8 protein-coding genes are annotated in these 15,927 nt (G+C 60.5%); 4 read left to right on the top strand and 4 right to left on the bottom strand.

Translation table 11 applies throughout. The annotated features are described in order from the left end of the window. Position 1 precedes the first annotated feature (1 nt). Complete coding sequence (gene waaF / locus AAEZ05_RS17655) at positions 2 to 1,036, bottom strand: lipopolysaccharide heptosyltransferase II (RefSeq protein WP_350648275.1); 1,035 nt, start codon at positions 1,034 to 1,036, stop codon at positions 2 to 4. Positions 1,037 to 1,086: 50 nt separating this feature from the next. Continuing rightward, entirely contained in the window at positions 1,087 to 4,026 is a 2,940-nt protein-coding gene (gene glnE, locus AAEZ05_RS17650) for a bifunctional [glutamate--ammonia ligase]-adenylyl-L-tyrosine phosphorylase/[glutamate--ammonia-ligase] adenylyltransferase (RefSeq protein WP_350648273.1), read from the bottom strand. Between the two features lie 384 nt (positions 4,027 to 4,410). Between glnE and aceE the strand changes: the two genes are divergently transcribed. From aceE to msrA, 4 genes are all read left to right on the top strand, one after another. Next, complete coding sequence (gene aceE / locus AAEZ05_RS17645) at positions 4,411 to 7,056, top strand: pyruvate dehydrogenase (acetyl-transferring), homodimeric type (RefSeq protein WP_205892031.1); 2,646 nt, start codon at positions 4,411 to 4,413, stop codon at positions 7,054 to 7,056. A gap of 11 nt (positions 7,057 to 7,067) precedes the next feature. Continuing rightward, complete coding sequence (gene aceF, locus AAEZ05_RS17640; RefSeq protein WP_045061894.1) at positions 7,068 to 9,026, top strand: dihydrolipoyllysine-residue acetyltransferase; 1,959 nt, start codon at positions 7,068 to 7,070, stop codon at positions 9,024 to 9,026. Positions 9,027 to 9,424: 398 nt separating this feature from the next. After that, positions 9,425 to 12,118: a sensor domain-containing phosphodiesterase gene (locus AAEZ05_RS17635; protein ID WP_045061895.1), complete on the top strand. Its 2,694-nt coding sequence runs from the start codon at positions 9,425 to 9,427 to the stop codon at positions 12,116 to 12,118. Between the two features lie 175 nt (positions 12,119 to 12,293). Further along, positions 12,294 to 12,941, top strand: a complete 648-nt coding sequence (msrA, locus tag AAEZ05_RS17630) for a peptide-methionine (S)-S-oxide reductase MsrA (protein ID WP_045061896.1) — start codon at positions 12,294 to 12,296, stop codon at positions 12,939 to 12,941. A 138-nt stretch (positions 12,942 to 13,079) separates the two neighbouring features. Here the strand turns inward: msrA and AAEZ05_RS17625 are convergent, their stop codons facing one another. Together AAEZ05_RS17625 and putP are read right to left on the bottom strand one after the other, a co-directional pair. Continuing rightward, complete coding sequence (locus AAEZ05_RS17625) at positions 13,080 to 13,916, bottom strand: 23S rRNA (adenine(2030)-N(6))-methyltransferase RlmJ (RefSeq protein ID WP_045061897.1); 837 nt, start codon at positions 13,914 to 13,916, stop codon at positions 13,080 to 13,082. A 178-nt stretch (positions 13,917 to 14,094) separates the two neighbouring features. After that, the gene (gene putP / locus AAEZ05_RS17620) at positions 14,095 to 15,579 is read right to left on the bottom strand and encodes a sodium/proline symporter PutP (RefSeq protein WP_045061898.1); all 1,485 of its coding nucleotides are present in this window, start codon (positions 15,577 to 15,579) and stop codon (positions 14,095 to 14,097) included. Positions 15,580 to 15,927: the final 348 nt, after the last annotated feature.

The raw sequence follows: 15,927 nt of genomic DNA, 5'->3' as shown, positions 1-15,927 counted from the left end.
ATTATTTGACCTCGACTACAGTGCCCTGCAACCGCTGCAAGGCTTCGTTCACCGCTTGCGGCATAAGCTGGCGCAGGCAGTTGTAATGACCGAAACGGCACGTACGGTCAAAGCAGGGGCTGCATTCGATGCCCAGGCGGACAATTTCGACGTGCTCGGCCAGGGGTGGTGTGAACCCTGGCGAGGTGGAGCCATACACGGCCACCAGCGGTCGGTTCAACGCAGCGGCCACGTGCATCAAGCCGGAATCGTTGGACACCACCGAGTCGGCACAGGACAGCAAATCGATGGCCTCGGCCAGGGACGTCCCGCCGCTGAGGTTCACCGACTCTTCACGCAAGCCCGGGATCAGCCGGGCGCGGATGTCCTCGCCAACGGAGTGATCGTTTTTCGAACCGAACAGCCACACCTGCCAACCCTCGCGAATCCTGGCTTCGGCAACCTGGGCGTAATGCTCGGACGGCCAGCGCTTGGATTCGCCGAACTCGGCACCCGGGCACAGCGCCAGCACCGGACGGTCCAGGGTCAGGCCGAACTTGGCCAGCGCCGCTTCCCGGGACACCGGGTCGATCTGCAGCGTCGGGCGTGGATAAGGTTTTGGCAGCTCGACGCCAGGCTCGAAGGCCAGGGCCATGAACCGCTCGATCATCAGCGGATAACGTTCCTTATCCAGCGTGCGTACGTCATTGAGCAAGCCGTAGCGAAATTCGCCGCGCCAGCCGGTGCGTTTCGCGATGCCGGCAAAGAACGGCACCAGCGCCGACTTCAACGAGTTGGGCAGCAGGATCGCCTGGTCGTACTGGCCAGCCAGGGATTTTCCGATGCGCCGCCGTGTAGCCAATTCCAAGGCGCCGTGGCCGAGCGGAAAGCTCAAGGCCCGACGGACTTCGGGCATGCGCTCCAGGATCGGCCGGCTCCACTCGGGGGCCAGGACGTCGATTTCGCATTGCGGGTGGCGTTGCTTGAGACACTGAAAGAGTGTCTGCGCCATCACCATGTCACCGACCCAACTGGGCCCAACGATCAGAATTTTCATGTGGTTTCCAAAAACGAACCGGGGAGGCCTACGCCTCCCCGCCTCGTGAATCAGCTTAGCCCCAGCTCACGCCAGATCCGCGATACCTGCCGTCGTTCGTCCACGAACTGATCGCCCGGTATTACTCCTGCATCCTTCTGCAAAGCCTGCCGGTGGGCGGCGGAGCGGTAGGCTTTATAGGCCTCGCGCAACAGGCTGGCATCTGCGGCAGGCATCAAGCCTTCCTCTTCCAGCCCTTCCAGAATACGGATGTTGTCGGTCCAGCGTAGCAATGACGGGTGCGTCTGCGACCACGCCAGGGCCGCGTATTGCACCATAAATTCAATATCGACGATACCTCCGGCGTCCTGCTTGAGATCGAACGGCGCCGTGGCCTCGAAGGCATTTGCCGCCGTGCCGGCCGCCGTACTCTTGCTGCCAAGATTATCGCGCATCTTCGCACGCATCTCGCTGACCTCCTGGCGCAAGGTTGGCAAGTCCCTGGCCCTGCCCAGCACCGTGGCTCGCACCTTCTCAAATGCCTGACCGACGTCCTGGCTACCTACCAGCACCCGCGCCCGCACCAATGCCTGGTGTTCCCAGGTCCAGGCTTCGTTTTCCTGATAGCGCGAAAACGCGCCAAGCGAACTCACCAGCAACCCCGAGGCACCGGACGGTCGCAGGCGCATATCCACTTCATAGAGCTGGCCGGAGTTGGTCTGGGTCGTAAGCAAGTGAATGATGCGCTGCCCCAGCCGGGTGAAAAATTGCGCGCCATCGATGGATTTCGCCCCGTCGGTTTCCGCCTGCGGGTCGCCGTCATGAATAAACACCAGGTCCAGGTCCGAACCATGCCCGAGTTCCAGCCCGCCGACTTTGCCATAACCGACAATGATGAACCCGGGATCGCACAAGGTACCGTCGGTGCGCAGCGGAGTGCCATATTTGGCCACCGTCTGCCGCCAGGCCAGGGCCAGCACTTGCTCCAGAATGGCCTCGGCCAGCCAGGTCAGGTAGTCGCTGACCTTCATCAGCGGCAGGCTGCCGGCAATTTCCGATGCAGCCACCCGCAACCGGTGAGCCAGCTTGAAATGCCGCAGGGCTTCCATCTGCTGCTCAAGATCGTCCTCGGGAATGCGCGTCAGGCGCTCGCGCAATTCCGCCGCCAGCTCTGGCGCCAGGGGTGGTTTGAACAAGCGACCTTCATTGAGCAGCTCGTCGAGCAGCAGCGGAAACCGCGTGATCTGCTCGGCAATCCACGGGCTCGCGGCACACAAAGTCAACAGCCGACGCAGCGCCCCGGGGTTTTCGGTCAACAACACCAGGTAGGCCGAACGACGGGCGACAGCCTCCACCAAGGGCAGCACCCGCTCCAGGACCAGGTCCGGGTTGGCATGCTCCACCGCCTGGGCCAGCAACCGTGGAATAAAGGCATCAAGCCGCTCCCGACCGAGACGCTGCATGGCACGCAACTGCGGGCTGCCGCGCAAACTGGCGAGTGCCTTCAGGGCCTTGGTCGCATCAGCAAACCCGCCCTCCTCCAGCTGCCGACAGGCGGCCTCTTCATCCTGGGCTTCCTCCCACAGCGGCAACCATTCCCCGCCGACCACCACTTCGCTTTCGGTGCCTTCCTCTTCGTCCGGGTCGGCAATGACCTGGCCGAAGTGCCAGGCCACCCGATTGCGCCAGTACATCAGTTGTTCATGGAACGCGGGCCAGTCTGCAAAACCCAGCATAAAGGCAATACGCGCCTGATCCTGCGCGCCATCGGGCAACATCTGGGTCTGGCGGTCGGCAATCGCCTGTATCGCATGTTCGGTGTAACGCAGGAACTCGTAACCTTCACGCAGTTCGCTGACCACGGCCGGCGGCAGGTAGCCCTGGCCTTCAAGAGTGCTCAGCACCTTCAACAGGGGACGCTGCTGCAGGCTCAAGTCCCGGCCGCCGTGGATCAGCTGGAAGGCCTGGGCGATAAACTCCACTTCACGGATCCCACCGGAGCCGAGCTTGATATTGTCAGCCATGCCCTTGCGCCGCACTTCCTGCTGGATCAGCTGCTTCATCGTGCGCAGCGCTTCGATAGCCGAAAAGTCCAGGTAACGCCGGTAGACGAACGGGCGCAGCATCTCCTGCAGTTGCGCACCGGCGACTTGATCACCCGCCACCACCCGCGACTTGATCATGGCGTAGCGCTCCCAGTCGCGGCCCTGATCCTGGTAATACTGCTCCAGCGCGTTGAAGCTCAGCACCAATGCACCCGCCGAACCGTATGGCCGCAGGCGCATGTCGACGCGGAAGACAAAACCGTCGACCGTCATCGGGTCCAGCGCCTTGATCAGGCGCTGACCCAACCGAATGAAGAACTCCTGGTTATCCAGCGAGCGTTTGACGCCCACTGTTTCGCCGCCCTCGGGATAGGCGAAGATCAGGTCGATGTCCGAAGACAGGTTCAGCTCCACCGCACCGAGCTTTCCCATGCCAAGGATGACCATCTGCTGCGGCTCGCCACTGCGCCGCCCCGTGGGCACGCCGAACTGCTGGCAATGGCGTGCGTACAGCCATTGATAAGCCTGGTCGATGCTGGCGTCGGCCATGTCCGAAAGATCGCGACAGGTCTGCACCAGATCGGCCTGGCGCGTCAGGTCACGCCAGATGATTCGTACCTGATGCCGGGTGCGCTGGCGGCGCAAGGCTCGCCCGAGTTCGTCGTCGGTCTCGGCCTGGTTCACCGCTGCGGCAATCTGCGCGCACAACTCACCCGGGGCAAAGTTACGGTCCAGCTCCCCGGACCGCACCAGCTCCAGCAGCATCGACGGGTCACGCACCGACTGTTCAATCACAAAGTCGCTGGCGGCGCTCACCCGGGCAAATTGTGCCCATCGCTCGGGAGGCCATGCCGACAGACCATGATCATCCTCCAGCGCCTCGACGCCAGCACGGAACGACTGCTCGGCACGGGTGACCAATGGCAGGAGAATGGCGGGCAGTTCAGCAAGCGAAGGGAGGCTCATGGTCTATCCTTGATCGGCGTGGAACGGGCTGCATGTAGTGATTTTCGAAAAGGCACTACCTGATCGACTGTCGAACAAAGGTTAGAAATAGCTAAAATTGTTTTAATGTTGGCAGCGATCATCAAGCTTTCACCTTTTTCGGTTGGCAAAAGACCAACCTTAACGATTATTCTCACAACGCAGCCAGAGGCCACAAGCCGCTCATCTGTAGTTTTACTACTCGTATATACATGCGGAATGCTGAAATGCTCGATGATTTGTAGTAAAACTACACGCCGCCGGAACCTACCTCTCGGCAATCCAAGAATTTATATCGTCTGCCCACAAGGCCAGTCGCAAACTCAGGCAACCGATTCTGGAAGCCTTTCCGCCCTGGAGCAAGCCATGCAAGACCTCGATCCCGTCGAAACCCAGGAATGGCTGGACGCCCTGGAATCGGTTCTCGACAAAGAAGGCGAAGACCGTGCCCACTATCTGATGACCCGTATGGGCGAACTTGCAACCCGCAGCGGTTCGCAGTTGCCTTACGCCATCACCACGCCATACCGCAACACAATTCCCGTCACCCACGAAGCACGCATGCCTGGCGACCTGTTCATGGAACGCCGCATTCGCTCGTTGGTACGCTGGAACGCGATGGCAATGGTAATGCGTACGAATTTGAAAGATTCGGACCTGGGCGGACACATCTCCAGCTTCGCTTCCAGTGCGACTCTGTACGACATCGGCTTCAACTACTTTTTCCAGGCCCCGACCGACGAACACGGCGGCGACCTGATCTACTTCCAGGGCCACACCTCGCCAGGCGTTTACGCCCGTGCGTTCATGGAAGGCCGCATCACCGAAGACCAGATGAACAATTTCCGCCAGGAAGTGGACGGCCAGGGCCTGTCGTCCTACCCGCACCCTTGGCTGATGCCTGATTTCTGGCAGTTCCCGACTGTATCCATGGGTCTGGGCCCGATCCAGGCGATCTACCAGGCGCGCTTCATGAAGTACCTAGAAGCTCGTGGCTTTATTCCGGAAGGCAAGCAGAAAGTCTGGTGCTTCCTGGGCGACGGCGAGTGCGACGAGCCGGAATCCCTGGGCGCGATCTCGCTGGCTGGCCGCGAGAAGCTCGACAACCTGATCTTCGTTATCAACTGCAACCTGCAGCGCCTCGACGGCCCGGTTCGCGGCAACGGCAAGATCATCCAGGAACTCGAAGGCGTGTTCCGTGGTGCCCAGTGGAACGTGACCAAAGTCATTTGGGGCCGTTTCTGGGACCCGCTGCTGGCCAAGGACGTCGACGGTATCCTGCAACGTCGCATGGACGAAGTCATCGACGGCGAGTACCAGAACTACAAAGCCAAAGACGGCGCGTTCGTACGTGAACACTTCTTCAACTCGCCAGAACTCAAGGCGATGGTTGCTGATCTGTCCGACGACGAGATCTGGAAACTCAACCGTGGCGGCCACGATCCGTACAAGGTCTACGCGGCGTACCACGAAGCGGTCAACCACAAAGAACAGCCTACCGTCATCCTGGCCAAGACCATCAAGGGTTACGGCACAGGTGCTGGCGAAGCGAAGAACACTGCGCACAACACCAAGAAAGTCGATGTCGACAGCCTGAAGTTGTTCCGCGACCGCTTCGACATCCCGGTCAAGGACGAAGAACTGGAAAACCTGCCGTTCTTCAAACCAGAGCCGAACAGCGCCGAAGCCCGCTACCTCAGCGAGCGTCGCACTGCACTGGGCGGTTTCGTGCCACAGCGCCGCGCACAGAGCTTCGGCGTACCGACGCCGGACCTCAGCACCCTCAAGGCCATCCTCGACGGCTCGGGCGACCGTGAAATCTCCACCACCATGGCCTTCGTGCGGATCCTCGCGCAACTGGTCAAGGACAAGGAAATCGGCCCGCGCATCGTTCCGATCATCCCGGACGAAGCCCGTACCTTCGGTATGGAAGGCATGTTCCGCCAATTGGGCATCTACTCCTCCGTCGGCCAGCTCTACGAGCCAGTCGATAAAGACCAGGTGATGTTCTACAAGGAAGACAAGAAGGGCCAGATCCTCGAAGAAGGCATCAACGAAGCGGGCGCCATGAGCTCCTTCATCGCTGCCGGTACTTCGTACTCCAGCCACAACCAGCCAATGTTGCCGTTCTACATCTTCTACTCGATGTTCGGCTTCCAGCGTATCGGCGACCTGGCCTGGGCTGCAGGCGACAGCCGTACCCGTGGCTTCCTGATCGGCGGCACCGCCGGGCGGACCACGCTGAACGGCGAAGGCCTGCAACACGAAGACGGTCACAGCCACATCCTGGCTGCCACCATCCCGAACTGCCGCACCTTTGATCCAACCTACGGCTACGAGCTGGCGGTGATCATCCAGGACGGCATGAAGAAGATGACCGAAGAGCAGCAGGACGTTTTCTACTACATCACCGTGATGAACGAGTCCTACCAGCAACCAGCCATGCCGGCTGGTGTCGAGGAAGGCATCATCAAGGGCATGTACCTGCTCGAAGAAGATACCCGCGAAGCGGCGCACCACGTTCAGCTGATGGGCTCCGGCACCATCCTGCGTGAAGTCCGTGAAGCAGCGAAGATCCTGCGTGAAGAGTTCAACATCGGCGCTGACGTCTGGAGCGTTACCAGCTTCAACGAACTGCGTCGCGATGGTCTGGCCGTAGAGCGCAGCAACCGCCTGCACCCGGGCCAGAAGCCGCAACTGAGCTACGTCGAGGAATGCCTGAACGGCCGTAAAGGTCCGGTCATCGCCTCTACCGACTACATGAAGCTGTTCGCTGAGCAAATCCGCCAATGGGTCCCGTCCAAGGAATTCAAAGTCCTGGGCACCGACGGTTTCGGCCGCAGTGACAGCCGCAAGAAGCTGCGTCACTTCTTCGAAGTCGATCGTCAATTCGTGGTGTTGGCAGCCCTGGAAGCATTGGCTGACCGTGGTGATATCGAACCTAAAGTGGTGGCTGAAGCCATCGCCAAGTTCGGCATCAACCCGGAAAAACGCAACCCACTGGACTGCTGAGGAGACACTCTGTGAGCGAACTCATTCGCGTACCTGACATCGGCAGCGGTGAAGGTGAAGTAATCGAACTATTTGTGAAGGTCGGCGACCGTATCGAAGCCGAACAGAGCATCCTGACGCTTGAGTCGGACAAGGCGAGCATGGAAGTTCCTGCTCCCAAGACCGGCATCGTCAAAAGCCTCAAGGTGAAGCTGGGCGACCGCCTGAAAGAAGGCGACGAACTGCTTGAGCTGGAAGTCGAGGGTGACGCTGCTGCGGCACCTGCGGCTGCCGCAGCGCCGGCGGCCAAGGCTGAAGAGAAACCGGCGGCAGCTCCTGCTGCAGCCGCTCCTGCTGCGGCGCCTGCTGCTGCCTCCGTACAGCAAGTGCATGTGCCGGACATCGGTTCGTCGGGCAAGGCCCAGATCATCGAGATCCAGGTCAAAGTCGGCGACACCGTCGAGGCTGATCAGTCGCTGATCACCCTGGAGTCCGACAAGGCGAGCATGGAAATCCCTTCGCCTGCCGCTGGCGTGGTCAAGAGCATCAGCGTCAAGCTCAATGACGAAGTGGGCACCGGCGACCTGATCCTGGATCTGGAAGTGGCAGGTGCTGCGGCGCCTGCTGCTGCCGCTCCGGCCCAGGCTGCTGCGCCTGCCGCCGCTGCTGCACCTGCTGCTGCCCCGGCCGCACCGGTTGCCGACAGTGTCCAGGACATTCATGTGCCGGACATTGGTTCGTCGGGCAAAGCCAAGATCATCGAAGTACTGGTCAAGGCCGGCGACACCGTCACCGCCGACCAGTCGCTGATCACCCTGGAATCCGACAAGGCAAGCATGGAAATCCCATCGCCTGCCGCCGGAGTGGTGGAAAGCATTTCCATCAAGCTGGATGACGAGGTTGGTACCGGCGACCTGATCCTCAAGCTCAAGGTCAAAGGCGCTGCGCCTGCTGCTGCCCCGGCAACCGCCGCTGCCGCACCGGCTCCTGCACCTGCGGCCGCCAAGGCTGACGCTGCTCCGGCTGCCACTGCGCCTGCCGCACCGGCTGCTGCCCCGGCCAAGCCGGGCGCCAAGGTTCACGCAGGCCCGGCTGTTCGCCAACTGGCCCGTGAATTCGGTGTCGAGCTGAACGCGGTCGGCGCCAGCGGTCCACACGGTCGCATCCTGAAAGAAGACGTTCAGGTTTACGTCAAAGCCATGATGCAGAAGGCCAAGGAAGCACCGGCCGCTGCTGGCGGCGCAACCGGTGGCGCGGGCATTCCACCGATTCCGGTCGTGGACTTCAGCCGCTTCGGTGAAACCGAAGAAGTGCCGATGACTCGCCTGATGCAGATCGGCGCTTCCAGCCTGCACCGCAGCTGGCTGAACATCCCGCACGTGACTCAGTTCGATTCGGCTGATATCACCGACCTGGAAGCGTTCCGTATCGCCCAGAAAGCCGTTGCAGAGAAAGCCGGCGTCAAGCTGACCATCCTGCCGCTGCTGCTCAAATCCTGCGCGCATCTGCTCAAGGAGCTGCCGGACTTCAACAGCTCGCTGGCGCCAAGCGGCAAGGCAATCATCCGCAAGAAGTACGTGAACATCGGCTTCGCGGTCGACACCCCTGAAGGCCTGCTGGTACCGGTCATCAAGAACGTTGACCAGAAGAGCCTGCTGCAGCTTGCCGCTGAAGCGGCTGCGCTGGCTGCCAAAGCCCGCGACAAGAAGCTCACCGCTGACGACATGCAAGGTGCCTGCTTCACCATTTCCAGCCTCGGGCACATTGGCGGTACCGGCTTCACGCCGATCGTCAACGCGCCGGAAGTGGCGATCCTCGGTGTCTCGAAGGCAACCATCCAGCCGGTCTGGGATGGCAAAGCCTTCCAGCCGAAACTGATGCTGCCACTGTCGCTGTCCTACGATCACCGTGTGATCAACGGCGCCGCTGCTGCACGCTTCACCAAGCGCCTGAGCGACCTGCTGGCCGATATCCGCACCATCCTGCTGTAACACCAACTGGCCCTCCCTCCCGGGAGGGCCAGTTGCGTTTCGCGTTTTCCGAGCGCCACGCTCGTACCTCAACCCCGCCAATTTGGCGGGGCTTTTTTTGCCTGAATGTTTTAACCGAATTCCTGCAGCAGGGCAGAACAGGCAACCTGTTGCAGAGAATCGATATTCCGTTGCGCTGCCCCCCGGATCGCAGCCCTGGGTGCTGCGATTCTTTAGGGCCAAAATAATACTTTCGACCCGCAACTGCAGAATTCCCAATCCCTGCCGACATATTCTTATAGCACTTGGCCTCCATCTCTCTTGTCAGTCGGTGTCGCAATGATGCAACCTTGCGACACGCAACAGAAAAGAGGGCGCGAGCCCGGCGCGACCAGTACTTTCGCAGCGAGTCTCCCTTCATGAAAAGCCAACCCGATGCCGCCAGCCGTATGGCGGCCGAGGTAGTGACGCAATTGCCTGTGCCCTCGCGGCTCGGCATGCTGCGTTTCGAGCGGCTGAATGAAGCCAGCTGGGCGATGCTGTTTCTCGACCCCAACTGCGAACGACAATTTGGCCTGGCGGCGGTTGAGCTCTGCTCCCTGATCAGTTCGCCCTATGCCAGCCTGATGGAGCCGCAAGCGCGCCATCAGCTGCATGATGCGATTCAGCAGCAGCTCACCGAAGCCTCCAGTTACCTGATCCGCTATACCCTGCACACCCCCGCCGGCGCCTTGAAGCTGCTGGAGCTGGGCGAAGCATTCAAACAGCACAACCGACAGCTGTTGCGCGGCTACCTGCTGGTGGTGGACGAACTGTTCGAAGGCAACCCTCTACTGGCCGCATTGGACCTGGAAACCCAGAACTCGCGCCTGCAAATCGCCCTTGAACTCAACCAGCGCACCCAGCAGGAACAGCTGATGCACCTGGAACGAGTGCGTGCGCAGCAAGACTTGATCCTTCTGCTGACGCGTCAGCGCTACACCAGCATCAACTCCCTGCTGGAAGCCGCCGAGCTGATCACCCGCAGCGCCTGTGATATGTACGAGGTCGATTGCGCTAGCCTGTGGAACCTTGAGGGGGCGATGCTGGTACCGATCTCGGCCTATCACCGCGCGAGCCAGAAGCATCAACTGCCAGACCCGATCGATGTCAGTGGTTTCCCTGACTATCTGGAAGCCCTGCACACCGGCCGCGCCATCGACGCCCACAATGTCATGCGCGACCCGCGCACCCGCGAGCTGGTCGAATGCCTGCAACCACGGGATGTCATCGCCATGCTCGATGCCAGCGTTCGGGTCGACGGCCAAGTGGTCGGGGTGCTATGCCTAGAGCAGAATGCCACCGCCCGCGCCTGGCAGTCGGACGAAATAGCTTTTGCCGGCGAGCTGGCGGACCAGTTTGCCCAAGTGATCAGCAATCACAACCGCCGCACCGCCACCAGTGCCCTGCACCTGTTCCAGCGGGCAGTCGAGCAGAGCGCGAACGCCTTTCTGCTGGTCAATTGCGATGGCATCGTGGAGTACGTCAACCCCAGCTTTACCGCGATCACCCAGTACAGCACCGAGGAGGTTCACGGCCAGCAACTGTCCCAACTGCCGGCCCTGGAAAACCTCAGTGAATTGCTGTTTGACGCGACTTCAGCGCTGGCCAAGAGCAACAGCTGGCAGGGCGAATTCAAAAGCCGACGCAAGAACCTCGAACCCTACTGGGGCCAGTTGTCGATCTCCAAGGTGTACGGCGACAACCGCGAGCTGACGCATTACATTGGCATTTACGAAGACATCACCCAGAGCAAACTCGCCCAGCAGCGAATCGAACGTCTCGCCTACACCGACAACCTGACCAACCTGGGCAATCGACCCGCCTTCATCCGCAACCTCGACGAACGCTTCGCCCGGGATACCGATACGCCCATCAGCCTGCTGCTGGTGGACATCGACAACTTCAAGCGGATCAACGACAGCCTCGGCCACCAGACCGGCGACAAGCTGCTGATCAGCCTCGCCCGCCGCCTGCGCAACAGCCTGAGCCCCAGCGGCAGCCTGGCGCGCTTTGCCAGCAACGAATTCGCCGTGTTGCTGGACAACACCGACCTCTGCACCGGCCAACAGGTCGCCAACCAGCTGCTGGCGACGCTCGACAAGCCAATGTTCGTCGACAACCAGCTGATCAGCGTCACCGGCTCCGTGGGCCTGGCGTGCGCGCCACTGCATGGCCGCGACCCGCAGACGCTGATGCGCAACGCTGGCCTGGCGCTGCACAAGGCCAAGGCCAACGGCAAGCATCAGGTTCAGGTGTTCACCGAGGCATTGAATGCCGAGGCCAGCTACAAACTGTTCGTCGAGAACAACCTGCGTCGCGCCCTGACCCAGAATGAACTGGACGTGTTCTACCAGCCCAAGCTGTGCCTGCGCAGTGGGCGCCTGCTGGGCATGGAAGCGCTGCTGCGCTGGAACCATCCAGACAAGGGCATGATCCGCCCCGACCAGTTCATCAGCGTCGCCGAGGAAACCGGCCTGATCATCCCGATCGGCAAATGGATCGCACGCCAGGCCTGCCGCATGAGCAAAGACCTGACTGCCGCCGGCCTGGGTAATTTGCAGGTGGCGATCAACCTGTCGCCCAAACAGTTCTCCGACCCGGACCTGGTGGCATCCATCGCCAATATCCTCAAGGAAGAAGCGCTACCGCCCAACCTGCTGGAGCTGGAACTGACGGAAGGCCTGCTGCTCGAAGCGACCGAAGACACGCACTTGCAACTCGACCAGCTCAAGCGCCTGGGCCTGACCCTGGCCATGGATGACTTCGGCACCGGCTATTCGTCGCTCAGCTACCTGAAAAAATTCCCGATCGATATTATCAAGATCGATCGAAGCTTCATCCACGAAATCCCGGACAACCAGGACGACATGGAAATCACCTCCGCAGTGATCGCCATGGCCCACAACCTGAAGCTCAAAGTAGTAGCCGAAGGCATAGAGACCGCCGAGCAGCTGGCCTTCCTGCGCCGCCACCGCTGCGACGTCGGCCAGGGCTACCTGTTCGACCGGCCAATCCCGGGCAGCGAGCTGATCGAGAAGCTCAAACGCTATCCGCGCGGCCCGATTGCCTGAGACGCCCATGCGGGAGCCAGCCTGCTGGCGATAGCGTCGTGTCAGCCAGCATCCACGTCATTGACGTACCGTACTGCGAGCAGGCTCACTCCTACAGGGGTAGTGCGTTAACGGGCATCATTGGGCACACTGGTGGTCTACCTATTTACATCCAACCTGACTGAGAGGACTGATCATGGTTCTGCGCTCGGAAATACTGGTGAATAAAAACGTGCTCCCAACTAAAGAACAAGCTCTGCCTGGCCGCGAAACCCCTATGTCCCTGCCGGAGAAACATTTCGTCCACGACGCGCCGCTGCTGGGCCCGTTCGTCACCGACGTGGATTTCGCGATCTTCGGCCTGGGCTGCTTCTGGGGTGCGGAACGCAAATTCTGGCAGCGCGAAGGCGTGGTCAGTACGGTGGTCGGTTACGCCGGCGGCTTCACACCCAATCCGACGTACGAAGAGGTCTGCTCAGGCCTGACTGGCCACAGCGAAGTGGTTTTGGTGGTCTACGAGCCGGCGAAGGTCAGCTACGAAGCGCTGCTGAAAATGTTCTGGGAGCTGCACAACCCGACTCAAGGCATGCGCCAGGGCAACGACATCGGCACGCAGTATCGCTCGGTGATCTATGCGACCAACCCGACTCAACTGGAAGCGGCCAAGGCCAGCGCAAAAGTGTTCCAGGCTGAGCTGACCAAAGCCGGTAAAGGCACCATTACCACCGAAATCGAAGAAGCACCGACGGTCTATTTCGCCGAGGCGTATCACCAGCAGTACCTGGCGAAAAACCCTGAAGGGTATTGCGGGATCGGCGGCACTGGCGTGACTTGCCCGATCTGATCGGACACCGCTTCCCCCTGCAGGAGCCAGCTTGCTGGCGATGGTCGTCAACGATAACGCGGGAAACCTGATACCCCGCAGTGCTCACTGGCTTCTCGCGAGCAAGCTCGCTCCTACACGGGTGTTTGATCGCCGCTATTATTCGGCGATCAACCAATCCATCTGCCACCCGCCCTGGGTCTGCCCAAGCTTTTGCGACAACCACGGCAGTAACTCGCGCAACTCCTCCTCAAGCCCCCACGGCGGATTGGCAATCGCCAGCCCGGAGCCGTTCAAGCTGTTCGGCGTATCCAGTGGATGCACCAGCAACTCTACCCGTAACAACTTCGGCGCGCCGGTGCCTGCAAGGTCTTGATAGAAGCGCCGCAACATGCGCTGGTCCTTGACCGGATACCAGATCGCCGCCACCGTCTGGCGCATTCGGCCGATAGCCTCTTTCAGCGACGCCGCACAGCGCTGCATCTCATCCAGCTGCTCGAACGGCGGGTCGATCAACATCACCGCACGCTTCTCCTGCACCGGCAACATCGCCCTAGGCACATGCCAGCCCTCGCCCAGGTGCACTTTGACCCGTCGATCGCCGGCCATGTTGTCCTTAAGCAACAGGCCATCCTCGGGGTGCTTCTCGTTGAGCATCACCCGATCCTGCGGTCGCGTAAGACGCCGCGCCAGTTCCGGCGATCCCGGGTAATAGCGCAACTGGCCATCCGGGTTCATGTCATGCAACACCTTCATGTAATCGGCGGTCAATGCCGGCAAGTCCGGTTGATCCCAAAGACGCGCAATGCCTTCAAGGTACTCGCCGGTTCGGCTGGCCTGATCACCCTGCAGGTCATACAGGCCGATACCGGCGTGGGTATCGAGATAGGCAAACGGCTGCTCCTTGCGCGACATCAGGGCGATGAGGCGGGTCAAGGTCAGGTGTTTGAACACGTCGGCGTGATTGCCGGCATGGAAGGCGTGACGATAATTCATGATTGCTCCTGCGCAGGCCGGCAAGTTTACCCTGTACCGAGCGTAACGTCAGGGCTTCGCGGCCGAGCGGGCTGAGCGCGACCACTTCGCGCCTCGGGGGCATAAAAAAACGGCCCACCTCCAGAGGAAGCGGGCCGTTTTCGTGTTCGGCAAAGGCTCAGAGCATCAGCTCATCGCATTACTTGTTCAGGCGGAAATCTGCCTCGGCTGCGGCGAAGCGCTGCAGCATGCCTGCCGTCGGTGCGCCGAGCTTGCTGACGATGTAGATCGCCAGGCTGGCGAAGATAAAGCCCGGGATGATTTCGTACAGGCCCAGCAGTTCGAAGTGCTTCCACACGATCACAGTGATCGCGCCAACCAGGATACCGGCCAGCGCGCCGTTGCGGGTCATGTCTTTCCAGATCACGGAAATCAGCACAACCGGACCGAACGCAGCCCCAAAACCTGCCCAGGCGTAGCTCACCAGGCCCAGTACGCGGTTTTCCGGGTTGGCGGCCATCGCGATGGCGATCAGGGCAACCAGCAGCACCATGGCGCGGCCGACCCAGACCAGCTCGACCTGGGAAGCGGATTTACGCAGGAAGGTCTTGTAGAAGTCTTCGGTCAGGGCGCTCGAGCACACCAGCAGCTGGCAGCTCAGGGTGCTCATCACAGCCGCGAGAATGGCCGACAGCAGTACACCGGCGACCCATGGGTTGAAGAGGATTTTCGCCAGCTCGATGAACACGCGCTCTGGGTTTTCGGTCACGGGACCGGCCACTTCAGGGTGCGCAGCGAAGTACGCAATGCCGAAGAAACCGACAGCCACGGTGCCACCCAGGCACAGGATCATCCAGGCCATGGAGATGCGACGCGCCTTGGCGATCGACTTGACCGAATCCGCCGCCATGAAACGCGCGAGGATGTGCGGCTGGCCGAAGTAGCCCAGGCCCCAGCCCATCAGCGAGATGATGCCGATGAAGGTGGTGTTTTTCAGCATGTCGAAGTTGCTTGGATCTTGCGCTTCGATAGCCAGGAACGTGGTGTCGACGCCGCCGGTGGCCAGCAGCACGATGATTGGCGTCAGCAACAGGGCAAAGATCATCAACGTGGCTTGCACGGTGTCGGTCCAGCTCACTGCCAGGAAACCACCCACGAAAGTGTAGGCAATAGTCGCCGCAGCACCGGCCCACAGCGCAGTCTCGTAGGACATGCCGAAGGTGCTTTCGAACAGACGGGCGCCAGCCACGATGCCGGACGCGCAATAGATAGTGAAGAACACCAGGATCACAACCGCCGAGATAATCCGCAGCAGGCCGCTTTTGTCTTCAAAACGGCTGGAGAAGTAATCCGGCAGGGTCAGCGCATCGCCGTTGTGCTCGGTCTGCACACGCAGACGGCCGGCGACGAACAGCCAGTTCAGGTAGGCACCGATGATCAGCCCGATGGCGATCCAGCTTTCGGAGAGACCGGACATGTAGATAGCGCCCGGCAGGCCCATCAGCAACCAACCGCTCATATCGGAGGCGCCGGCGGACAATGCGGTTACCACGCTGCCCAGGCTACGACCGCCCAGAATGTAGTCGGAAAGGTTGTTGGTGGAGCGATAGGCCATTAAGCCGATCAGCACCATTGCTGCGATGTAGATCACGAACGTGATCAGGGTTGGATTGCTAACGCTCATTAAGTTACGCCCTGGCTTTGTTTTTATGTAGCGGCGGTTTTGGCTAACCGCTCGCAAACGACGACGTTTGACAGACGATTGTGTATCCCGCGCATTTATGACTGATGTTTCCCCAGGAAAGCCATCAGCCGGCACACCTGACTTTGGAGCCGGTTGCACCTTCGCCGCGAATGCTATTCAACAAAGCAAATAAGGTGCAACCTGTTTCTAGCGAATAAGTTGCACCTAGTCGGAATTATTTGCCAAATGCCGTTTCTTGCTCCCTTTTAGGGCGGTTTTCAACGATTGCTATAAGTAAAAGCACCAAGCAGGAGCAGTACCTTCGTACCGGAATTTATTTCCTGACGA

The sequence above is a fragment of the Pseudomonas sp. HY13-MNA-CIBAN-0226 genome (genome assembly GCF_040310305.1).
In the GTDB taxonomy this organism is placed as follows: Bacteria; Pseudomonadota; Gammaproteobacteria; order Pseudomonadales; family Pseudomonadaceae; genus Aquipseudomonas; species Aquipseudomonas gregormendelii.
Note: the sequence above shows the minus strand (reverse complement) of the source record. Positions and strands in the feature narration are given on the sequence as shown.

Coding starts and splice junctions, on each gene's coding strand:
- waaF (WP_350648275.1), bottom strand. CDS start 1,036: ATGAAAATTCTGATCGTTGGGCCCAGTTGGGTCGGTGACATGGTGATG.
- glnE (WP_350648273.1), bottom strand. CDS start 4,026: ATGAGCCTCCCTTCGCTTGCTGAACTGCCCGCCATTCTCCTGCCATTG.
- aceE (WP_205892031.1), top strand. CDS start 4,411: ATGCAAGACCTCGATCCCGTCGAAACCCAGGAATGGCTGGACGCCCTG.
- AAEZ05_RS17635 (WP_045061895.1), top strand. CDS start 9,425: ATGAAAAGCCAACCCGATGCCGCCAGCCGTATGGCGGCCGAGGTAGTG.
- msrA (WP_045061896.1), top strand. CDS start 12,294: ATGGTTCTGCGCTCGGAAATACTGGTGAATAAAAACGTGCTCCCAACT.
- AAEZ05_RS17625 (WP_045061897.1), bottom strand. CDS start 13,916: ATGAATTATCGTCACGCCTTCCATGCCGGCAATCACGCCGACGTGTTC.
- putP (WP_045061898.1), bottom strand. CDS start 15,579: ATGAGCGTTAGCAATCCAACCCTGATCACGTTCGTGATCTACATCGCA.